Annotated in this window: 19 protein-coding genes; 1 reads left to right on the top strand and 18 read right to left on the bottom strand. The window is 33.5% G+C overall.

Annotated features, from left to right (window positions below):
* The 16 genes from ACW5R3_RS03305 to ACW5R3_RS03230 all read right to left on the bottom strand — a co-directional run bounded on the left by ACW5R3_RS03305 (position 1) and on the right by ACW5R3_RS03230 (position 18,363).
* Positions 1 to 1,212, bottom strand: coding sequence for a polysaccharide biosynthesis protein (locus ACW5R3_RS03305; RefSeq protein ID WP_456578205.1), 1,212 nt, complete (start codon positions 1,210 to 1,212; stop codon positions 1 to 3).
* A 47-nt stretch (positions 1,213 to 1,259) separates the two neighbouring features.
* Positions 1,260 to 2,408 carry a LegC family aminotransferase gene (locus tag ACW5R3_RS03300; RefSeq protein WP_456578204.1) on the bottom strand — a complete coding sequence of 383 codons (1,149 nt, stop codon included), beginning with the start codon at positions 2,406 to 2,408 and terminating at the stop codon, positions 1,260 to 1,262.
* Positions 2,409 to 2,412: 4 nt separating this feature from the next.
* Positions 2,413 to 3,051 carry an acetyltransferase gene (locus ACW5R3_RS03295; protein ID WP_456578203.1) on the bottom strand — a complete coding sequence of 213 codons (639 nt, stop codon included), beginning with the start codon at positions 3,049 to 3,051 and terminating at the stop codon, positions 2,413 to 2,415.
* Between the two features lie 44 nt (positions 3,052 to 3,095).
* Positions 3,096 to 4,265 carry a glycosyltransferase family 4 protein gene (locus ACW5R3_RS03290; protein WP_456578202.1) on the bottom strand — a complete coding sequence of 390 codons (1,170 nt, stop codon included), beginning with the start codon at positions 4,263 to 4,265 and terminating at the stop codon, positions 3,096 to 3,098.
* Positions 4,258 to 5,643: a phenylacetate--CoA ligase family protein gene (locus ACW5R3_RS03285; RefSeq protein ID WP_456578201.1), complete on the bottom strand. Its 1,386-nt coding sequence runs from the start codon at positions 5,641 to 5,643 to the stop codon at positions 4,258 to 4,260. The genes ACW5R3_RS03290 and ACW5R3_RS03285 overlap by 8 nt, the downstream gene beginning before the upstream one ends.
* Positions 5,644 to 5,667: 24 nt before the next feature.
* Positions 5,668 to 6,756 carry a glycosyltransferase gene (locus ACW5R3_RS03280; protein ID WP_456578200.1) on the bottom strand — a complete coding sequence of 363 codons (1,089 nt, stop codon included), beginning with the start codon at positions 6,754 to 6,756 and terminating at the stop codon, positions 5,668 to 5,670.
* Positions 6,753 to 7,640 (bottom strand): glycosyltransferase family A protein, encoded by an 888-nt coding sequence (locus ACW5R3_RS03275; protein WP_456578199.1) that lies wholly within the window; start codon positions 7,638 to 7,640, stop codon positions 6,753 to 6,755. The genes ACW5R3_RS03280 and ACW5R3_RS03275 overlap by 4 nt, the downstream gene beginning before the upstream one ends.
* Before the next feature lie 2 nt (positions 7,641 to 7,642).
* On the bottom strand, positions 7,643 to 8,719 hold the full coding sequence (locus ACW5R3_RS03270) for an EpsG family protein (protein ID WP_456578198.1): 1,077 nt from the start codon (positions 8,717 to 8,719) through the stop codon (positions 7,643 to 7,645).
* Positions 8,720 to 8,721: 2 nt separating this feature from the next.
* Positions 8,722 to 9,849: a glycosyltransferase gene (locus ACW5R3_RS03265; RefSeq protein ID WP_456578197.1), complete on the bottom strand. Its 1,128-nt coding sequence runs from the start codon at positions 9,847 to 9,849 to the stop codon at positions 8,722 to 8,724.
* Positions 9,803 to 10,906, bottom strand: a complete 1,104-nt coding sequence (locus ACW5R3_RS03260; RefSeq protein ID WP_456578196.1) for a glycosyltransferase family 4 protein — start codon at positions 10,904 to 10,906, stop codon at positions 9,803 to 9,805. Before ACW5R3_RS03260 ends, ACW5R3_RS03265 begins: the two co-directional genes overlap by 47 nt.
* A 122-nt stretch (positions 10,907 to 11,028) precedes the next feature.
* A complete protein-coding gene (locus tag ACW5R3_RS03255) occupies positions 11,029 to 12,144 on the bottom strand; it encodes a glycosyltransferase (protein WP_456578195.1) in 1,116 nt (371 codons plus the stop codon).
* A 27-nt stretch (positions 12,145 to 12,171) separates the two neighbouring features.
* A complete protein-coding gene (locus ACW5R3_RS03250; protein WP_456578194.1) occupies positions 12,172 to 13,275 on the bottom strand; it encodes a polysaccharide pyruvyl transferase family protein in 1,104 nt (367 codons plus the stop codon).
* Positions 13,257 to 14,750: an oligosaccharide flippase family protein gene (locus ACW5R3_RS03245; protein ID WP_456578193.1), complete on the bottom strand. Its 1,494-nt coding sequence runs from the start codon at positions 14,748 to 14,750 to the stop codon at positions 13,257 to 13,259. The genes ACW5R3_RS03250 and ACW5R3_RS03245 overlap by 19 nt, the downstream gene beginning before the upstream one ends.
* Before the next feature lie 67 nt (positions 14,751 to 14,817).
* Positions 14,818 to 16,209: a nucleotide sugar dehydrogenase gene (locus tag ACW5R3_RS03240; protein WP_456578192.1), complete on the bottom strand. Its 1,392-nt coding sequence runs from the start codon at positions 16,207 to 16,209 to the stop codon at positions 14,818 to 14,820.
* 68 nt (positions 16,210 to 16,277) lie between these two features.
* Positions 16,278 to 17,276 (bottom strand): SDR family oxidoreductase, encoded by a 999-nt coding sequence (locus tag ACW5R3_RS03235; RefSeq protein ID WP_456578191.1) that lies wholly within the window; start codon positions 17,274 to 17,276, stop codon positions 16,278 to 16,280.
* Positions 17,277 to 17,337: 61 nt separating this feature from the next.
* Complete coding sequence (locus tag ACW5R3_RS03230; protein ID WP_456578190.1) at positions 17,338 to 18,363, bottom strand: MraY family glycosyltransferase; 1,026 nt, start codon at positions 18,361 to 18,363, stop codon at positions 17,338 to 17,340.
* 1,174 nt (positions 18,364 to 19,537) lie between these two features.
* On the opposite strand from ACW5R3_RS03230, the gene ACW5R3_RS03225 reads away from it, so the two are divergent.
* A complete protein-coding gene (locus ACW5R3_RS03225) occupies positions 19,538 to 20,440 on the top strand; it encodes a metallophosphoesterase (RefSeq protein WP_456578189.1) in 903 nt (300 codons plus the stop codon).
* A 34-nt stretch (positions 20,441 to 20,474) separates the two neighbouring features.
* Here ACW5R3_RS03225 and ACW5R3_RS03220 read toward each other — a convergent pair whose 3' ends face one another.
* Both ACW5R3_RS03220 and ACW5R3_RS03215 read right to left on the bottom strand, forming a co-directional pair.
* Positions 20,475 to 20,807, bottom strand: coding sequence for a ferredoxin (locus ACW5R3_RS03220; protein ID WP_456578188.1), 333 nt, complete (start codon positions 20,805 to 20,807; stop codon positions 20,475 to 20,477).
* A gap of 20 nt (positions 20,808 to 20,827) precedes the next feature.
* Entirely contained in the window at positions 20,828 to 21,889 is a 1,062-nt protein-coding gene (locus ACW5R3_RS03215; protein ID WP_456578187.1) for an NAD(P)/FAD-dependent oxidoreductase, read from the bottom strand.
* Positions 21,890 to 22,045: the final 156 nt, after the last annotated feature.

The raw sequence follows: 22,045 nt of genomic DNA, 5'->3' as shown, positions 1-22,045 counted from the left end.
TTACATTTTTTGGTCTAAACTTTTCCCTGTTTCGATGTGTTTAAAATCCGGGATGTGTTGTTTTAATAAATCTACTATAGCTGTTTTGTCGTAATCACCAGAATCCATTAGCTGTTGTAATTCCGCAATAGCGGCAGCAATTTTCTCTTGAGGTAATTTAGGTGCATTTTTAATAACCCCTAAACTTGAATAGGTTTCTTGATCCACCTCATCAGTATCCGTAAAGAACTCCTCGTATAATTTTTCACCAGACGTATCTGTATCGAAAAAATACACCGGATATGGGTCGGTATCTGTTGTATTTAATGCTTTTTGCTTAGCTTCTTCTTCCGACTGACATTCGATAATTGGGCGTTTCGAAGCCTTAAAGAAATCGATAGTAATATCTTTAAAGAAAGCCATTTGCTCTGCTGCTAATTTAGGAAAGAAAATTTCACCAGACTCTCCTAACATACAAGCCAACATACAAATCTGCCCACTTTCCTCCGGTGACACAAAAAAGCGTTGTACATCGGCAGGACATGAAATTGGTTGGTTTTTAAATAAGCGTTCAATATAACCTGCTAACAGAGAACCGTTAGAAAAAGCCACATTGGCAAAGCGTGCTGTTGTAATTTGCAGCTCGTTACTATAAGCCATAATAACTTCCTCCATTAACTTTTTGCTAGCTCCCATAACATTTACTGGATTAGCAGCCTTATCTGTAGACACACAAAAGAAATTGGCTGGTTTTTTTGTTACCAAAAGATCTAGAAATTCCTTAGCCTTAAACACGTTATTATCTATCATAGCCTCGATAGAATATTTATCCTTTTCACTACGTACATGCTTATGCGCTGCAAAATTGGCTACAATATCGAAAGTATCTTCGGCTAAAAACATTTTTTTAAATACCGGATCACCAAAGTTCATGGGATAGGTTTTAAAATTGTTAGGAACCGTGATATTTGCATCTGAACGTAACTGACGTGTTAACTCTGTTAGACCGTTTTCATTTGTATCTACCACATATAATTTACCCGGATTAAATTTAAGAATGGCTTTTATATACGATGAGCCAATGGTTCCTGCGCCACCAATAACCAAAACAGATTTCCCTGTAATTTTACGCGAAAGTGTTTCTTTATGATTGGTAATATCAGCTTCGAAAAGACTCTTTGATCGTTTTGTTATATGTGTATTTATAAAATGCGGTATATCTATGATGTTCATTACTTATTTATTAGTGAGTGGTGAATGGTGAATAGTGAGTTGAATGGTTATTGTTTATAGAAATCTTTAATTGTTTTTACAACCGTTTGTAATTGCTCTTGGGTAATTCCTGCTGAACTAGGAATACTAATACTACGACTGTACACCTTATTGGACACATCGGACTCCGTTATATAAGGAACCGATTTAAACATCTCTAATTGATTCATAGGCATCCAAAATGGTCTTGATTGTACGCCATTATCATTTAGATAGGCTAGAAGCTCACGCATGCGCGACGTACTAAACGTAAATAACCAACCATTGGCATCGGTTTGTTCCGGAACTTCTTGAAAGATTATATCGCCTACCCCTTTCAGTTCTGTTCGATAGAAAGCATCCATGGCTTTCTTAGCTTTTAGAATATCAGGAAACTGTTCCATTTGAGCGACACCAATAGCTGCCAGCACATTCACTAAACGGTAATTATAGCCTATTTCATCATGAATATAATCCATAGTACTTACTTTAGCCTGGGTTGTTAAATGCTTGGCTTTTTTAGCTAGAGCTTCATTATCGGTTACAATAACACCGCCCCCACCGGTAGAGATAATTTTATTTCCATTAAAACTAAACACCCCAATTTCTCCAAAGGTTCCAGCGTGTTTTTTATTGAAATTAGACCCTAAAGCTTCCGTGCTATCTTCAATAATATTTAGGTGATAAGCTTCTGCTATAGCCATTAAACGTTGCATATTACCCATATTCCCTAAAACATGAACCGGCATAATAGCTTTGATACGTTTTCCTGTTGTTGTATTATAGCAATGGATTTCCGAATTGGTTGTTTTTAGCTCGGTGTTGTTTTTTAAAAAAGATTCGAGTAAATCTAAATCCATTTGCCAATTATTGGCATCTACATCAATTAGAATTGGTTCAGCTCCGGTATATTTAATAGCATTTAACGTTGCTATAAATGTAATATTAGGCGCAATAACGTGGTCGTTTTCGGTAACCCCTAGCAATATTTGCGCTATATGGAGACCAACCGTTCCATTCATACACGCCACACCGTATTTGGCTCCAGCATATTCTGCTACCATATTCTCGAACTGGGTTACATAAGCACCAGCTGACGAAATCCAACCTGTATTTAAGCAATCTTGAACGTATTTCCATTCGTTGCCTTCTAATCTTGGAATTGATAATGGGATCATATTTTTATTTATTTTTTTTAAGAGGTTTTGCAGGAATGCCTATATAAACCCCTGGTTCAACTATGTCTTTTGTTACTATAGCCCCCATTCCAATTGTAACATTATTAGTTATGGATACACCTTGCTTTATACTTGATGCTGTCCCAAAATACACATGATTTCCGAATTCACAACTTCCACTGATATTCACATTAGGAGCAGTTGTAAAAAAATCACCAATTTGACAATCATGACCGATAGTTGTATTTAAATTTAATTGAGCGTGTTTACCTATTTTTATATCACAGGTAATAATTACACCTGCACAAATAATAGCTCCCTCTGCTAAATCTACCCACTTGGACACCACTGCGGATGGGTGAATTAAAGTCACAAATTCAATTCCTTTAGGGAGTTGACTTATTGACTTTTCACGTATTTCAGAATCTCCTATTGCGATTGAAACACAATGCTTTTCAGGATTTACTTGAGAATAAGGAAGTACTGGTTTTCCCAATATTGATTCAGGCAAATCCCCTTTTTCTATTATAAAATCTGGTTCTATAAAGCCAAGAACATCATCATACCTTCCCAAATCTGCTATTAAGCAAAGGACTTCTTTTGAAAAACCGCCTGTCCCGGATATTAAAATTTGTTTTTTCATTTTACTTTAAATTTTGATTAATAGGGGGGTGTTCAATTATAACACTATACTAGTTTTCTTATTAATTGGTTATATTCTTCTAACAAGGCAGACCACACTTTTTCTTGCTCATATCGGTTAACAATCATAGGACGGGCCTGCGTTTTTAAAGATTCCATTTGACTTTTATTTTCTAAACATTGTTGAATAGCCTTACTAATAGCCTCCTTATCTTTAACGGGAATTATTATTCCATTTTTATGATCGGTAATAATTTCATTACACCCATTAATATTTGAAACAATGGCAGGTAAACCCATAGCCCCCGCTTGCATCACCACATTTGGAAATCCTTCTCTATAACTCGGAAAGGCAAGCACATTACTTATGGCGAAAAAAGGGCGTACATCATTTTGATATCCAACCGTTATAATATTCGGATTGGCATCCATTTCATGTAAGGTTTCCGGTAACAGCGGGTCTAATTCTGTTTCAAGAGGCCCTACTAATACTAATTTAGCCTGTGTATTATTTTCTGTATCCGTAACACTTTTGAAAGCTGCTACCAATTCATTAATACCTTTATCGGCGACCAAACGTCCTACAAAGATAAATACCACATCGGTAGGTTTTATCCCCAATGACTTCCGAAGTGACTTATTGCTTTCTACACTAAAATGTTCTGGGTTAAAATGTTGGGTATTTATGCCGTTGGAACTCCCATCGGCAATAATATCTAATTTATTAGGGCTGGTAAACTTCTCTTTCAGGATAAAATCGTACAAGCCTTTTGAGTTGGGATATACTTTTGTGGCACAACTATAGGTTAGCTTTTCTACAGCATTTAGTAAAGTTCGTTTTTTACCCGTGGCTTCCATTAGTGGTAATCCTGCCACGGTATGTAACCGTAATGGCACACCTGATATTTTAGCTGCCAACATCCCTACAATACCTGCTTTAGGTGTATGGGTATGTACAATAGTTGGTTTTTCTTTTCTAAAAAATCGTATGAGTTTTATTAAAGCCTTGAGATCTTGAACAGGGGTGATTTGCCGAGTCATTTCTAACGGAAATACCTTGACATTATTAGCCTCTCCGAAAGCTTTTAAGCGCTCTCCTTCAGCAGACACAGCAGTAACATCAAAATGATCTTGCATAAAGGTTAGCTGCCCTTCCAACAGTTTCTCTAGAGAAATAGGAACTGTTGTAATGCGTATAAGTTTTGGTTTAGGCATTTAATAAATGTTTGATGTTATTTTTTACCATTCGATATTTCCCACTTGACTCTAAAGGAATATCCTGAACATAATTCAGTTTAATCTCCATTTGCTCACCAACACGATCTCTCCAATTTTTTAGAAACTTCTTCTCCACTTCCTTAGTAAAAACACTTTCATCTACACGTACGTTTATCTCCAAAGTATTCAATGAATTCTGAATTACTTGAAAATTCTTAATACCAGAAGTACCTTTGAGCGTATTAGATATATTTCCTAGGTTTACTTTCCCTGTGTCACTTGAATAGATATAATCGTCTACTCGTCCATTTATTTCGAGTACAATTGGGTTGTTATTACCACAAGAACAGGTTTTCTCAGTGTGGTCTAAGGTAATCTGATCACCAATATCATAACGAATTAAAGGTGTTCCTTCTGTAGTAAAAGACGTAACAACAAGCTTTCCTGAATTTGATGGTTGATTTTTTTCATCTAGAACCTCATAAACGCCACATTGCAATTCTAAATGTAAATGGCCCTTTTTACATTCAAAAATAAAAGGAGCACCTTCGGAAGAAGCATATTGATTATATAATTTTGTCTTAAAAAAAGTTTCAATATCATCTCGCATAGCTTTTGTGATTGTTTCCGCCGTAGGGAAAACAGCTTTGACTGTGTTTTCCGGGAAATTGTAACCATGTTCTAAACCATATTTCGCAATTTCTAAGATTGTTGATGGAAAACCAACAAGGAATTCTGGTTGAAACTTCATTAAATCTTCCACATAGTATTTCAGGTACTCATTTTTAATATGAAAGGTTGAATAATACCTCACTTTATGATAATAATCTGTTTTCCAAAAACGCTTTTTACGGATATCACGTTGCGATAATAAGTTTTTACCCGAGAACCATGCGGTATTTTTTCCTAATTCATATCCTGCACGTGATCGAAAATCGTCAAGCATAGCAAAGCGCTCTTGTATATTTGCCTGTGTACATTTTACCTCCAGAGATTTACCTGTAGTGCCCCCTGTTTTAAAAACCATAACCTTTTTATTTCCTGAGACGCTAACATCCTTAATATTTGCTCTTAGCATTTCTTTATTTACAATGGGTAGCCTTACAATATTTTCAATTTTATTAGAATTCAAAATATGTTTATGTAAATCATTATAAAATTGTGAACGGTTCTGCACATTTTCTACAAACTTCGTATATCTCTTTTCTTGAATATCAGAAAGCTCTTGACGTGTTAAAGTTCTATTCTTTAGATATAACTTCCTATATGCTTTATATTTTCCGCCATAAATCTTTTTATAGGCTAAAATATTAAAAAGGGAAACCATTAAATTCTGAACACCATTCGGTGCATGATTGTAGATTTTTTCTTTCATAAGTCTTAAAGCATAAAAACTCTTTTATTGTATTCTTTTATAATCACTTAAATACTTATTCACCATATTTTTCGTGTCATATTGTTTAACATGACTTAAAGCCAATGAAATCATTTCATTTCTCAAAGTTTTATTAGCGCTAATCTGTTTAATTTTTTCAGCAATTGCCATAGGTGATTTTGGAGGAAACAAAAATAATTCAGACGGCACGACTTCTTGAACCCCCTCTACATCAGAGCCTAAAAAAGGTTTACCTGAGGCTAATGATTCTAATGTAACTCCAGACAAACCTTCGTGATTAGTTGATAAAATATTTAAATCTACTTTATTCATTAAAGAATAAATATCATCTCTTATTCCTAAAAAGACAACTTGAGATTTGACTTCCTGTAATTCAACTTCTTCTTTAACTTTTTCCATAAACGGACCTTTCCCTGCAAAAAAAACTTTCACATTACTATCTAAAAACCTCAAAGATTTTATCAATGTTAATTGATCTTTTTGCCAACCATCAAACCTCCCCACCATCAAAATATTATAAAAATCCGAACTTAAAAAAGAATAGGACTTTTCATCTGATATAGATTTTTCCATTTCAGATAAATTTATTCCATTAGGAATAACCACTATATTATCACTTTTATGTAACCATTCTGATAAGTTCTGTTTTACTTTTTCCGTTATTGCTATTATACTAGTATAACGTGAGTAAACAAGCTTCTCTAAAGGTTTTAAAAACTTATAATTCTTCCTTTCATTATATACACTATGTTCTGTTTTAACAAGTTTTGTTTTATTAGGCAAAAAGAAAGAAGCAAACGCTAACCAGTATTGAGTTGGAAATAAATGTGCGTGTACAACATCAAATTTATGTTTACGAATAAACATAACTATAGTATAAATTTGGAACGGATTATATATTGACACACCCAAACATTTATATGGAATGTTACTTGTTTTAATTACATCCTCATTTCGTTTGAAATTGTTTTTATCAGTAGATATTAAAAGAAAAGGTTGATGTCCTTTTTCTTTCATTAAAGGCAACATGTCTGTTATCAGTTTTTCAGCACCTCCAGAACCTAAATCATTTATATAGTGTAATATTTTCATTTTTTACTGATTTTAATTCGGATATATAAATTTAATAGTATGCTTAAAGGAAAAACAATTACGTTAATAATTGTTCTTTTATTTTCTAACAAAACCCTTAAGTCTTTAGCGAAAATAGCTGAAGAACCTATATGAATAGCATTCTTTAAACGAAGAGAAGTAGATTTAATAAATTTATTGTTAGACTTTCTCGCATAAGCAAAACCTTTAGGCGATTTTTTATATTGTCTAAAAATTGTATTACTAGAACCATCAACTTGATAATCTACAACACAAAAAATGCTATTCTGGAAAACAAAAGGATTTTTATCCCCCATTTTAATATACAAAGAACCTAAAGGTACTAACTTTTCGCCTTTAAATTCTGGATACAGTTCTTCTTCTTTAAGACGTTTAGTATTTAAAACAAATTTTTTATCGCCAACAGCATTCCCATTTTTATATAAATCAAAATATGAGCCCCTTGTTAAAGATTCTGGAATAGGAAGACCTATAATTTTATCAGATTGATCTACGTTTATACCTACAATACCAGATACACTATTTTTATCAGTAAGGTTATTCCATATACTTAAAATATTTTCTACACCATCTGAAGGCATATAATCATCAGAATCTATACAAACATTAAGTTCTGTTTCTATAAGCTTGTAAGCTAAATTATGCCCCGTATGCATCCCACCATTAGACTTATAATGATATTCAATATCTATTTTAGCAACTTTCTGCCACTTTTCAACTAATACTTTAGTGTCATCTACAGACCCATCATCAATTATCATCCAAATAAAATCTTGATTGGTTTGGTTTACTAAGCTTTCATACAATCTCGGTAATAAATGGGCTCTATTGTAAGTAGGTGTAAACACCGTTATGGTTTTCATATTCATAAAATAACATTCATTAAAAAGGTAAAAGCAAATTGTAGTAATAAAATAATACCAACTTTTTTATATTGATTAACTATTAATTTTTCTTTTAATAGTGGGTACACGATAACCAAACCAATCATAAACCATGAGAGGTAAGCAAAACGGTTTGAGAAATTAGCCCGTATGACTAAAATCCAAAAAGCATTAGCTATTATATAAGTATTAAACAACCAGTAATATACCTTATCTTGATATCCCTTTTTAACGATATAATACCAACCCGCGTAAATAGCCGTACCACTATATATTAAAAAATCCCAACGAAACCCCGTACTACTAAAATTATCATCATTAATATTTCCATCCGTTAAATAACTTAAACGATCATCAAAGCCTAAAGTACCAAAAAAAGCTTCAAATACAGAGCCTCCTACCAATGATAAAGGAATGCATAACAACCAAAAAGCAATCAGTTTTTTAGGTTGATTATAAAAATTAGCTAACACAAAACCGGCTGTGGGTAATAACATGGTTTTATGAAACCATATCGCTAAAAATAACCATAAAACTTGAAACACGCGTTTATCTCTTGAGACTCCTAAAAGAAATAAAGAACCTGCAATTCCATTTCTAACCCCATTAGTACCATAAACCCAAAAAGAAAATGCAGAAATTAAAAAGATAAACCCAAAAAACCATAATTCTTTAAACCATTTCTTACAAACTACATACAAGGGAACAACATAAAGACTAGCACATAAAAAAAAGAACATATGCACACTCATAATATAGGAACAAGCTTTCATGAAATAATGAAACAACAAGTCTCTGGTAGATGTTATTTCAGCCCCATAACTATAGTTTTCAAAGTGATGAGCATACGTAGCGGTATCTCCAAAATAACGTCCGCTAATAGGGCGAAACCCCATATAAATCAATATAAAAACTAAAATAACAACACCTAAACCTTGAAACCTATTTCCTGATGGTAATTTAGAGTTTAACGCATCCCCCATTATTATTAATATAATAAGGAGTAACATATAATGATAAAGCGGTGTATAAAACGCTATTGGAATCCAATCAAACATAATTATCGTTTCAAGTCTTTAAATAGCTTATTCCAAACATGCATTACTTCAGGGGCACTAAACTGCTTTACCTCTTGTGCGGCCTGTTGCCCTAAACGCAATCTTCTATTGTCATCTATTAAAAGCTCTTCTAGAGTTGCAGCAAATCTTTCAATATCATTATAGGGTGATAACACACCTGTCACAGTATCTTCAACAATATGTCGTGGTCCATTAGGACAATCATAAGACACAATTGCCATTTGTGCAGCTTGGGCTTCCAATAATACCATTGGGAAACACTCCGTTGCAGAGGTCATGGCATATACCGAGGCAGTATTCATTTTATGTTTCAAATCTCTTGTGGCACCCATCAGGTTAATATTAGGAACTTGCAAATCTACTATTAAATTATTTAATGCTTTACTAAGCTCCTCATCACCATCGCCATATATTTCAACCTTCCAATCAGGAAATTGCAAGGCTATTTTATGCCAAGCTTTTATAAGATGATCAAATTGTTTCACTGCAGCTATTCTTCCTGCCGAAATGATAATTTTTTCTTTTGTACAAGGTTCCTTTTGTAATGGTAATTGTATAAAATTAGGGATAACCGCTATATTATCAAAAGGGTAATAGGCGGTTTCACTTGCATTTAAAACCACTGCACAATCATAGCGCCCAAATAATTTAAAAAGCTGATATTTTAACTTTCCAACAAAACCTATAGGTGCTTTTAATGTGACCCCAGACGAATGAAACTCCTTCACTTTTGGAATTTGCTTTTCTATAAAAGGCAAAAAATATTGTTCTGGAGTATAATTTACTGATATGACAACATCGGGTTGTAAAGCTTTTATGAAGTGTTTTAACCTTCTATAATGTGTAAAGCTTTTCTTTAAATTAATAGGGTGAAAATAACTTTTTGATCGTTCGTAGTTAATTTTTAAATCAACATGATTTAATTTTTCATGTAACGGGTACACATACGAATTACCCTTATGTTCACTAGTACATAAGGTAACTTCATAATTAAATTCCTGAATTAAATAATTAATTTTATCACTTAATATTTTCTCAATTCCCCCATGCAGGTAGGATTGATTATTTAGGTATAGTATTTTCAATGTCCAAGCTTTTAAATAATTCATCCCATTGTTTTACAATAGTTTCGGGTAAATAACGTTTCACATTCTTTTTGGCTAGTTGTCCCATTTCGCTTCTTAAAGCATCATTATCAATAAGAGTACAAATTGTATCAGCCAATTCCTTTACATCTTGCTTTTCTACTAAAAACCCATCAACGCCATCTTTTATAATATCCGAAGGACCATAATTACAATTAAAACTCACACAAGGCACACCACATGCCATAGCTTCTGTTAGTACCATTCCAAAACCTTCAAAACGCGAACTCATTACATAAATAGAACTATCTAAATACTTATCTTTTATATGCTTTTCTGGTGGATAATAAGAAACATTTATAGACTTTAATAAACTCGTATCCAAAAAAGTAGTATTAGCATAACCGTATAACTCAAGCCCCCAATCTGGGTGCTTCTCAAAAACCTGAGACCACGCCTTAACCAATAAATCTTGGCCTTTTTGATAAGAAATCTTCCCTACACATATAACCTTTTTAGAATCTAACGTTGAGCTAGCTTCAGGATAAAAAGACAAGGGGTTAGATATAACTTGTATATGCTTTAACCCCTGCCACTCTTTTATATTTCCATTAGTCAAAACAATAAATTTAGAAAACCTACTTGCTAAACTTTCCATTAAGCGCCATTTTAAACGGACTAAGGTCTTTTTTAAAAATGAAAATTCAGCTTTCATCTCTATTTCTTTTGAGACATGACGCTCATAGATAACAGGCACTTTTTTTCCTAAAATTACAGGCGTAAAAAAGGCTTTCAATCCATCATCACAAACCGAAATAACATCGGGTTGCACAGTATCAACCACGCTTTTTAAACCCTTACAATACTGCTTTATATATTGATACGCATTACCTTTAACAGGGATACTTAACATAATAATCTTATCCGAAAACGTATAAAAGGGATCAAGATGATTATCATTTAAGGACAAAATAGTCACATCATAATGATAATGCTCCGCTAAATAAGAGGCTTTTATAGACAGCACACGCTCTAAGCCACCTGCACCGTTAATACCGTTTGTAATGTAAAGTAGTTTCATTATATGGGTTTACCGTTTATCGAATAACATAGTCTATATAAAACTTCAACATCATTAAAACAACTATGATTTTTAATTGATAGGGTTTCTTTATAGGTGTTGATATAAATTTTCACAAAATTCTAATCTAATAATGCATACACATGATCAAGTGTGCTCTGCTTATTCAAATTCTTTTTCTTTTTTAAGTTTTCAATCAATGTTAATTTAAAATGCTCATCTGCTATAAGACGTTCAATAGAATTAGAAAGCGTAACAGCATCCATATCTACAATCAACCCTGTTTGTTCATTATCCAACAAACCATAAGCTGTAGGAAAATTTGTAGTAACAATTGGTTTGTTTAATAAACTCGCCTCAATAATTGTACGTCCTAGACCTTCAAAACTTGAAGTTTGTACATATACATCACAAGCTTTTATATAAGGATAAGGATTGTCCTTATGACCTAACAAAATAAAAGTATCTTCTAGCTTATGTGCTTCAATAGATTTTTCTAAATTTTTACGATCAGGCCCCTCTCCTATTATATACCATTTAAAAACAACGCCTTTATCTTTCAAATGCTTCGCGGTTTCAATAGCCAAACCAAAAGCTTTCTGTTCAGCTAATCGCCCTACAGAAACAATATTAGTTATAGAGAGGTCAAAGCCTATAGCCTCAGGATAATCTGCTCTTTCAATAACATCATTTTCATCAATAATATTTACTATAGACATTAATTTATCAGTAGCAATATACTTAGACATTGAATCTCTAACAAAATCGGAAACTCCTATAACTTTATTAAACTCACTATAAATGGCCTTATCATATTTAAATTGATAACCTGCTTTATCATAATCTATATTAATCCAAGCATATTTATTCTTGGCCTTAATTTTAGTTCCTGTAAAATAGGTTGCAAAACCTTGACCCCAAGCAATTGCAACATCATACGTCTCACTATAAGCCGGTATTTCTTTTCTAAAAGATTTCCAAAAAAGTTGAGCGGCATGTGCTTTAGTCTCTATTTTTTTATTTAAAAAAAACTTAAGCTTACCCATAAGAGAATAACTTAAATTTAAACTTTTGTAATTAATATTTTCTGGAATAAATTGCTCAAACTCACCACCCTTATTTATAACTAACAAATCAATGTCGTATTTATTTCTATCTAAATTTTGTAACAAACTCAATAAACTCCTTTCAGCACCTCCACAATGCATAGATTCCACAAAAAATACTACTTTTTTCATCTTTTCTTTCTTTTCTTTAATTATTGATTATGCTTTAAGACTATTCTTCAAAAATTGCTTCGAATGCTCAATTGCGCGAGAAACTAAAGCTGTTTTTACTTTATAATTTATAGTTCGCTTATAATTAAAAGCCTCAAAATCACTAATTAACTTATCATCCAAATCAAATAATCCTAATACATCACGCATACGTGTATTAATTTTTTCAGTACGATTTACAACAACAAATTGTTGCTCAAAAATAATTGAAAAGGCAACAGAATGAAATGAATTCGTAATGTTAAACTGAGATTGTGATACTAATGACAAAAATTGTTCTGGTCCATGTAACCAAAAATTCTTATCGGCATAATCTATATTATTATTAACAGTATAAATATCCCAACCTTCGGTCGCTTTCAAAAAAAGTGCTATTTTTTTAACCAATGGATTAGAATCAAAATCATACACAAAAATAAACTTACGGTCTATTGGACTTACAAACGTATCTAACCAATAAGCCTTAGATAGCAAAAACACAGGGTCTAAAACCTGTACAGCCCTATCTATCCCTAAGTCATTTAATATACCAACACCCGAGCTTTCTCGTACGCCTATAGCATCTAATCGCGACACATTAGATTGCACCAAGGGTTTTACATCCTTGTCTAACTCATCAATAGCAAAAGAGGCAGCATAGGACATTTTAACTTTGTTGTCAGGAACAAAATTTAAATAAAAAGCAGGGTCTTTTCCATTCTGAAAAAATGAATTCCAAATCTGATCACTACCGCATATAAATACGTCTGCCTCGGGAAGGTTTTTCTTCAGTTCTTCGTTATTTTCATAACGTGTATTACCAGTAGGGATATAACGATCTGCAAAAACATCAAACACCTTTTTACGTTTCAAATCTCTTAATCGTTTTGGCAACTTCGCTAAAAGATAAAGCTGCTTTAATATAGGTTTATCAAAGCGCGGACTTACAGACCACAGTTTAAAATGCTGTGACAAATACGGAGGTTTATAATGAATCGTCTCCGCTTCAAATCCAAGTGAATTTAAATATTTTAGAAGTGCATATTCTTGTAAAGACGCACCATGATTATATACCTCGTGACAGGTGATTGTTTTTATTTTTTTATTCGCCATAATATTTCTTTTTCTTTCTCATTCATAACAAATAAATAGATGAGTATAAAATAAATAGACCCAAACAATATTATTTGTGAACATAGATTACCCCAGGTATTAATTTCCCATTTACTTTTAATCCATAAGAAAATAATACTTGTAGGTAAAATCACCATTACTGGCCTTAAAATAACTTTACTCAAAAAGTTTATTAAACGGAATCCAAATATTTTACTATAGTACCAAGACATCAACAAACTATTAAACACAAGTGCTATAAACAAAGGGTATATAACCCCTCTAAAATGATAATTAGGCACTAATAAAACAGCTATACTGACAGCTATACTGACAGTTACGAATCCGACCAATGACCGAAATCTATTCTTTTTTTTTGCTTCTAAAATAGAGTTACCAAACGCCTGAAGCAAAGGTAAGGTCATAGCTAACATTACGAGAATTGCAATCTCCCAAGAATCTTCATAAGTATCTCCTACCCATAAACTAATAAATTCTTTCCCAAATACAAAAAAACCTGATAGAATCAAAAATAACAGGTAGCCATTTAATCGACCAACTTTTTGAATTGCTATATTATAATCTGTTGAAGTATTTCTATTAACACTCATTTGTGTTGCTTTAGGTAATAATAAGGTATTTATAGCTCCCGCAAAAGCACCATAATAGCCACCTAACATAATACCTACACCAAAAACAGCAACTGCAATAGTATTTTCAGACACACCTAACACCATCTGTCCTGCATTCCATTGTAAACGCATTACAATAGCTGCTAAAAAAATCCAAACAGAATAAGCAAATATATCTTTAACAAGTGGTGTACTCCATTGATGCATTTTCACTCGTAACTTAAGTGTTTTTACTACATAAAAAATAGTGATTAAAATAACGATCACATTAAGTATTGTATCAATCCAAACCAATGTTAAAGCATAAGGATAGTAAAATAAAAAAGAAACCACTAAAAGTGTACGACTTATATACTTTATAATTTTTAAAACTCTTGGAAACACAAACTGTTGATGAGCGTTACAAACGGCAGTAAAAGCACCACCAGGCAGAGTTATAGCTAAATTAAAAATCAAAATAATAAACATCCTCTTAGCTTCTATAATTTGATAAGAAGTTAATGAATCCTTAAATATCTCTGAAAGCTGAAAATAAATAACTGAGCCTATTCCAATTATAATCAAAGAAATAACACCATAAATTAAAAAGGTAATTGCTAAAAAATTTTCTTCACCTTTAGCATCTCCTTCTGCACGATATTTAGATACATAACGTATTATCGCATTATTCAACCCTAAATCTAAAATACTCAAATACCCTATAATAGAACCTAATAAGGTATACAACCCATACTCACTGTCACCTAAACTTTTTATTATATAAGGAGTTAATAAAAGTCCAACAACATTAGTTAAACCTATATTAGCATAAGATAAAATAGCTCCTTTTTTTAATTGGCTCATTAACTATCAGTGTGTAAGTAATTATTAATTATATATAAAACCATTTAGCTTATTGTTCTCTTTTAAACTAGCTCCCTATTTCAGAATATTGAAAGCCTATATTAGTCATTTTATTACCTTCTAACACTTTCCTTCCATCAAAAACAAAAGCTGGCTTAATTACAGATTGATATATTTTTTCCCAATCGTAGCCTTTAAATTCATCCCATTCAGTTAATATAGCTATTGCATGTGCATTTTGACAAGCAGTATAAGGCTCATTTACGACTGTTAACAACTTCCTGTTCTCTTCAGGGCTTCGTGTATTTAAATAATCTAAATCTGCATAAATTCTCTCCTCACTTACTTTGGGGTCATACACCACAATTTCTGCCTTTTCATTCAATAATGCATCGGCAACGTAGATTGCAGCAGATTCACGAGTATCATTGGTGTCTTTTTTAAATGCCCACCCAAAAAATGTTATTTTTTTACCTGAAACAGTATTATACAATTTAGTGATGATATTTTCAGAAAAACGATTCTTTTGATGATCATTCATAATAATTACTTGCTCCCAATAATCAGCTACTTCATTTAAACCATATGATTTAGCTATATAAACTAAGTTTAAAATATCCTTTTGAAAACACGACCCTCCAAATCCTACAGATGCTTTTAGGAATTTAGAACCTATTCGACTATCCATACCAATAGCTTTTGAAACTTCATTGACATCGGCACCAGTAACTTCACACAGTTCTGAAATAGCATTGATTGATGATACTCTTTGAGCGAGAAATGCATTAGCTACTAATTTTGATAATTCGGAAGACCAGACATTAGTGGTTAATATTCTGTCACGCTCAACCCATGAAGCATAAATATCAACTAAAGCATTTATTGCTATTTTTCCTTCCTCACTTTCTTCACCACCAATTAGAACGCGATCAGGGTTTAATAGATCCTGTACTGCTGTTCCTTCTGCTAGAAACTCTGGGTTAGACAATATCTGATACTGAACACCATTACCAGTGTTATCTAAAATATCTTTGATGGCCTTTGCTGTTCTTACCGGAAGTGTAGACTTCTCCACAACAATTTTATCAGCGGTAGCAACTTTAGCTATTTGTCTTGCACAAAGCTCTATATATTTTAAATCTGCCGCCATTCCAGCACCTTTACCGTATGTTTTTGTTGGGGTATTTACAGAAATAAAAATCATTTCGGATTCATCAATTGCTTTCTCAATCTCTGTACTAAAAAACAAATTTCGTCCTCTTGACTCTTGAATAACATCACTTAAACCTGGTTCATAAATTGGTAGGTTATTTAAGTCCGTATCATTCCATGCGGCAATTCGTTCTTTATTTAGATCTACAACAGTAACTTTTATATGGGGATTTTTTAATGCTAACATAGCCATTGTTGGTCCTCCAACATAGCCAGCTCCGATACAGCAAATACTTTTTATTTTCATTATTTATTATAAAATATTATGTCTTTAGCTATTTTTAAAATAACTATAAGTATTAATATACCTTTTGATTATTTTAAATTCTCCCAATACCAATCTACAGCTTCTTCAATACCGTTATTGATGGTATGGGATGGTTGGTAGTCTAGTAGTTTTTTTGCTTTTTCAACCGATGCTAAAGAATGTGGTATATCGCCTTGACGGTTTGGTCCATGCACAATATTCACTTCAGCAATTTTAGCATCGTGTTTGGATAGGTATTTTTTTAGTAGATCGGTAAGTTGTACTAAGGTTGTACGATCGCCTACTGCTGTGTTATACACTTGGTTTAAGGCTTTTTTATTTGTTGTTGTGATAGCACGTAAGTTCATTTGTACGACATTATCAATATAAGTGAAATCACGTGAAAACGTACCATCACCATTTATAACAGGGCTTTGGTGATTCATAAATTGTTTCACAAATAATGGAATAACAGCTGCATAAGCCCCATTGGGATCTTGACGTCTACCAAAAACGTTGAAATACCTTAAACCTATGGTATTTAAGCCGTAGGTTGTAAAAAAATTATCGGCATAAAGTTCATTTACATATTTAGTAATAGCATAAGGCGATAAAGGTTTTCCTATAGTCTCCTCGACCTTTGGTAAGGCCTCATGATCGCCATAGGTAGATGAGCTTGCTGCATATACGAAACGTTTTACATGGGCATCTCGTGCTGCAACTAACATATTTAAAAAACCTCCTACATTAACATCGTTACTTGTAATGGGATCGGCAATAGAACGTGGCACCGAACCTAATGCTGCTTGGTGCAGGACAAAATCTTGAGCTTTACAGGCTTTTTGACATGTTTCTAAATCCCGAATATCCCCTTCAATTAGCTTAAAATTACTAAGCTTTAAAAATGGTGCTATGTTATGATGGTGTCCTGTAGCAAAATTATCTAAACAGGTTACTTGTGCGTTTAGGTTTAAAAGTGTTTCACATAAATTGGAACCGATGAAACCAGCACCACCTGTGACTAATACATTTTTGTTTTCTAAAATTTTAAAAGGGGCTAAATTCATTTGAATTTTAATTGACTGAAATTAATTTATTGAAGGGATTGTACTATTAACATCTTATATTTTATAAAGTTGGAAGCACAAAGCTATACCTATTTTTATCACGTTTAACCATAAATGGGATACCTAATAAGATTATACATACTGGTAACATAATCATAAATGCCATATTGATTGGCAAACTGTTGCATAGGTAAGCTATAACTGAAACCGTTATGGTATAGCAAGCCACAAGTAGGGTTGCTCTTATATGCGACAAACCTAAATCTAATAAGCGGTGATGTATGTGACTTCTGTCTGCCCTAAATGGACTTTGCTTTTTACGAATACGTACACAGAAAACCCGTAAGGTATCGAACAATGGGTATGACAACAAGGCTAGCACTAATACCGGGGCATTTTTGAATACTAAATACTCCTGTTCAACTGTGCTTAAGCCCAAGTAGATTACGACTTGATATGCTAGGACGAACCCAACTACCATGGAACCCGTGTCTCCTAAGAATATTTTTCTTCTACGTGAGAAGTTATGCACTAAAAACCCAACCAAAGCTCCTACTAAAGAAAAGGACAGCAGGCAATAAAAGAAGTTATTACTAAAATAGAACGCCACTCCCATAAACCCTGAGACTAGCACACCAACCACACCTGCTAGACCATCAATACCATCAATTAGGTTGTAGGCATTGATAATAATAACGATAACAAATGCTGAAAACATAAGACCTACCGTAGTGGGCAACTCATAAATACCAAATAAGCCACCAAAGGATTTGATATAGATATTGGTTCCTATAACTGCTATAAGCGATATTATAACTTGGAAGAATAATTTTTTACGTGCGGAAATATTCATTATATCGTCGGACACTCCCACTAATAACAGTAAAAGCACGAGAATATTAAATATCAATAAATCGATTATTTGATTGAAATTAGCAAATAACACCGCTGAGATATTAGCTGTTAATAATAAACCCGTAAATACGCCAATCCCTCCTAAGGTCGGTACGATTCCTTTATGAGACGTGCGTTCGTTTGTTTCTGCCGTTAAATTTTTAACCTTACTAATGGTTATGATTTTGGGCATAACGATTAGTGTTGTAACTAATGAAAAGACCAAGGTAAAAATTGCCGCAATGAATTTAAACCCGGATAGGAAGGCTGATAACTCAGCATGATTTGAAGGTATGGTGTCCAAAATATTATTTTTTTATTTTTAAAATTATACTACTGCAATTGCTATTATTTGTTGCTATAGTTAATTTAAGGACAATTACGCACTCTAGGGGCAGTGTTTAACTGGGAATGTTTTTTGTTTTACTAAAAAACGCCTTAACTTATTATTATACTCATTTACTCTACTCTAACACTTTAACCTGCATCATTATTAATAACAATTCCTGTTGCTAGTTACAACAACAAGCGATTAAACTGCTTTTTTACCCCATGTGATTCCATACTTATATGTCTCACATAGTTTTACACACACAATTAGACACTATTATAAGCACCCAACACCTAAAGATATGGGAACTAAATAGCAGTACTATTTATGTTTTATATTTTTGAATTTGTAAACCTCTAAGCTCTATACCGAACGGCTGAACTTACGACAGAAACTTACGTAAAGGGGGTTTAAAATTACAATTACATCTCTAAAACAGGGATATAAAAGGTGCTATTAATTTATTTGCAATTTTACAACAAATCCCACTGATGACAAAACAACCCCGTTGATATTTTTGATTGTTTTTAAATTAATCTGCCTTTATTTTCAAATTCAAAATCATGTTATTTAACTCGTTTTATTGGTGACTTTTTTTCAACTTCATTGTTAACATACTTAGCCTACTTGGTACTTTATCTAAATGTTCCATTTCAATTCTTTAACCTCATTTGGTTTCCGTTATTGAACTACTTATTACTGCGCCTAACCTATTTAAAATTATTTACGCAATAGGGGAATTCGGACCATCCTCTTTTTACCACTTTAAATACTGCGTTTTGTTCACGTAGAACAAAACAAGGTATAGCTACTAAGTATTTTAACAAAACATTAAGACTCTTAGTCGCTGCAAAAATAACAACTTTGATAGGAATTGACTAATTATCAGGCTGTTATTTTTAGGTTATCTTTAAATTAAGGAATCCATTTTAACATATATTTAGTTGTTTTATCCTACTCCGAACAACTCGTTTAGATAAAAAAAAGTGCTTTAAAAACAGCTTACATTCCTAGAATTTTTGACTACATTTACCCTATGTTATCCAGTAAAAACCGTTTAGACCGCGCCTATAAGCAAGCGAAGACCATCACTTTTGATGCCTCTAGCAAGTTTATCCTCTTTAGTGATTGCCACAGAGGCGACACAAGTTTCGCTGATGATTTTGCGAATAATGCCAATACTTATTTTCATGCGTTGAAGCATTATTACGCCGAGGGTTTTAACTATATAGAATTGGGAGATGGTGATGAATTGTGGGAGCACCGCTATTTTAAAACTATTTTTGACGCCCACAAACATGTTTATCTTTTAATGCAGTCGTTTTTTAAAAACAACCGCTTGCATTTACTTTATGGTAATCACGACATGGTATACAAGGATCCGAAATTTGTAGCAAAAACACTATCTAGCTACTACGACCCTATAACTGGAAAAGAAGAAGCTTTGTTTCCGAATATTAAAATACACGAAGCCATCCTATTAAAAAACACTGACAGCAACCAAGAGCTATTTCTTACTCACGGCCATCAAGCCGATTGGTGGAACTATAGTTGCTGGAAATTAAGTCGGTTTTTAGTTCGCGTATTATGGAAACCTTTAAACGTTATAGGGATTTCAAACCCGACTAGCGCCACCAAAAATAGATTGGAATTATTACGTATTGAAAAGCGTATAAAAAACTGGATAGTTAGTAAAAACAACCTACTAACCATTGTTGGTCACACACATAGACCTCGATTTCCAAAACCTCATGAAATTCCGTTTTTTAATGATGGTTGTTGTGTGTTTCCGAGAAGTATTACGGGGATTGAAATTGAAAACAATGCCATCTCATTAATTAAATGGCAAATAGCCACTACAGAAAATGGCACTTTAAAAGTGGTTCGAGTATTATTAGAAGGCCCTACAAAATTATCGGATTACAAACAGACAAATTAACCCCTTCTACTTAAGACCCCAAGTGACTAAGTTCTTATTCTTCAGGCGCTAATTCTATCTGCAACCCTTCTAATTCGGGTGTTATTTGAATCTGACAACCTAATCGGGAATTATCTTTTACAAAGAAAGCCTCAGAAAGCATAGCTTCTTCATCGTCTTGCATTTCTGGAAGATCGGTATCACTTAACACATAACACTGGCAACTAGCACACATAGCCATCCCGCCACAGATACCAATGGTTCCTTCAGGAGCTAATTCGTAACTACGAACAACTTCCATAAGGTTCATTGCCATATCGGTAGGTGCTTCAACTGTATGTGAAACACCGTCCCTATCTATAATTGTAATATTTACATCTTGTTCCATAGTAGCTTTCCGGTTTATGGCTAGTCAATAGCTTTTACAACAGCTTTAGGCGCTTCTTTTCGTGATCCATCAAAACCATCAACACCAGCTACAGTTGTATATTTAAGTACGTAGCGTTTTCCTGGATTAATAATCTTGTAAGCTGCCTGACACATGAGTGTTGCTTCATGGAAACCGCATAGAATTAATTTTAATTTACCAGGATAGGTATTAACATCACCAATAGCGAATATACCTGGAATATTTGTTTGATAATCTAAAGCGTTATTTACTTTAATGGCATTCTTTTCGATTTCCAGTCCCCAATTAGCAATTGGCCCTAACTTAGGCGACAAACCAAAAAGTGGAATGAAATAATCGCAAGGAATTTCCATTTCTTTTTTGATATGAGCTGCTTGTGAAACTACAACCCCTTGTACTTTATTATGCCCTACAATACCTGTAACCTCAGCAGGGGTAATTAGATTTATTTTGCCTTGATTTTTAAGTTCTTGAACTTTTTCAACCGAGTCTAAATGCCCTCTAAACTCTGTTCGTCTGTGAATAAGTGTTACTTGGCTAGCCACATCACTTAAGAAGATACTCCAATCTAATGCTGAATCGCCACCACCAGCAATAACCACTTTTTTATTGCGATAAACCTCAGGATCTTTAATCATGTATTCCACCCCTTTATCTTCAAAATCGGCAATGTTGTGAATAGGTGGTTTACGCGGCTCAAAACTACCCAGTCCTCCAGCGATAGCCACTACAGGTGCTTGGTGTTTGGTTCCTTTATTGGTTGTTACAATAAAACTCCCATCCTCTTGTTTTTCGATGGTTTCTGCACGTTCACCAAGCGTAAAACCAGGCTCGAACTGCTTGCATTGCTCCAGAAGTTTTTCTGTTAAATCGCCCGCCATAATCTCAGGATATGCGGGAATATCATAAATTGGTTTTTTAGGGTACAGCTCGGTGCATTGCCCACCTGCTTGCGGCAAAGCATCGATTAGATGGCATTTTAATTTTAATAAACCTGCTTCAAAAACGGTGAACAATCCGGTTGGCCCAGCGCCAATAATAAGTATATCTGTTTGTATCATAATGCGACCCAGAAAATGGGATACTTCTTTTTATTTGACTTCTTATTTACTTGCAAAGAACATATAAATACCTGTAAATTTATATGATATTTATCAGTTTGCGTGAAGGATTGAGCTTCTGTTTGAGCGCCGCGAAGCGTGCGAGTAGCGAAAGCC

The organism is Algorimicrobium bowmanii (genome assembly GCF_054031195.1).
This window is presented reverse-complemented; position numbering and strand designations above follow the sequence as displayed.

Bases quoted from the DNA above. Each gene is read 5' to 3' on its own strand.
- ACW5R3_RS03305 (WP_456578205.1), bottom strand. From the start codon at position 1,212: ATGAACATCATAGATATACCGCATTTTATAAATACACATATAACAAAA.
- ACW5R3_RS03300 (WP_456578204.1), bottom strand. From the start codon at position 2,408: ATGATCCCATTATCAATTCCAAGATTAGAAGGCAACGAATGGAAATAC.
- ACW5R3_RS03295 (WP_456578203.1), bottom strand. From the start codon at position 3,051: ATGAAAAAACAAATTTTAATATCCGGGACAGGCGGTTTTTCAAAAGAA.
- ACW5R3_RS03290 (WP_456578202.1), bottom strand. From the start codon at position 4,265: ATGCCTAAACCAAAACTTATACGCATTACAACAGTTCCTATTTCTCTA.
- ACW5R3_RS03285 (WP_456578201.1), bottom strand. From the start codon at position 5,643: ATGAAAGAAAAAATCTACAATCATGCACCGAATGGTGTTCAGAATTTA.
- ACW5R3_RS03280 (WP_456578200.1), bottom strand. From the start codon at position 6,756: ATGAAAATATTACACTATATAAATGATTTAGGTTCTGGAGGTGCTGAA.
- ACW5R3_RS03275 (WP_456578199.1), bottom strand. From the start codon at position 7,640: ATGAAAACCATAACGGTGTTTACACCTACTTACAATAGAGCCCATTTA.
- ACW5R3_RS03270 (WP_456578198.1), bottom strand. From the start codon at position 8,719: ATGTTTGATTGGATTCCAATAGCGTTTTATACACCGCTTTATCATTAT.
- ACW5R3_RS03265 (WP_456578197.1), bottom strand. From the start codon at position 9,849: ATGAATTATTTAAAAGCTTGGACATTGAAAATACTATACCTAAATAAT.
- ACW5R3_RS03260 (WP_456578196.1), bottom strand. From the start codon at position 10,906: ATGAAACTACTTTACATTACAAACGGTATTAACGGTGCAGGTGGCTTA.
- ACW5R3_RS03255 (WP_456578195.1), bottom strand. From the start codon at position 12,144: ATGAAAAAAGTAGTATTTTTTGTGGAATCTATGCATTGTGGAGGTGCT.
- ACW5R3_RS03250 (WP_456578194.1), bottom strand. From the start codon at position 13,275: ATGGCGAATAAAAAAATAAAAACAATCACCTGTCACGAGGTATATAAT.
- ACW5R3_RS03245 (WP_456578193.1), bottom strand. From the start codon at position 14,750: ATGAGCCAATTAAAAAAAGGAGCTATTTTATCTTATGCTAATATAGGT.
- ACW5R3_RS03240 (WP_456578192.1), bottom strand. From the start codon at position 16,209: ATGAAAATAAAAAGTATTTGCTGTATCGGAGCTGGCTATGTTGGAGGA.
- ACW5R3_RS03235 (WP_456578191.1), bottom strand. From the start codon at position 17,276: ATGAATTTAGCCCCTTTTAAAATTTTAGAAAACAAAAATGTATTAGTC.
- ACW5R3_RS03230 (WP_456578190.1), bottom strand. From the start codon at position 18,363: ATGCCCAAAATCATAACCATTAGTAAGGTTAAAAATTTAACGGCAGAA.
- ACW5R3_RS03225 (WP_456578189.1), top strand. From the start codon at position 19,538: ATGTTATCCAGTAAAAACCGTTTAGACCGCGCCTATAAGCAAGCGAAG.
- ACW5R3_RS03220 (WP_456578188.1), bottom strand. From the start codon at position 20,807: ATGGAACAAGATGTAAATATTACAATTATAGATAGGGACGGTGTTTCA.
- ACW5R3_RS03215 (WP_456578187.1), bottom strand. From the start codon at position 21,889: ATGATACAAACAGATATACTTATTATTGGCGCTGGGCCAACCGGATTG.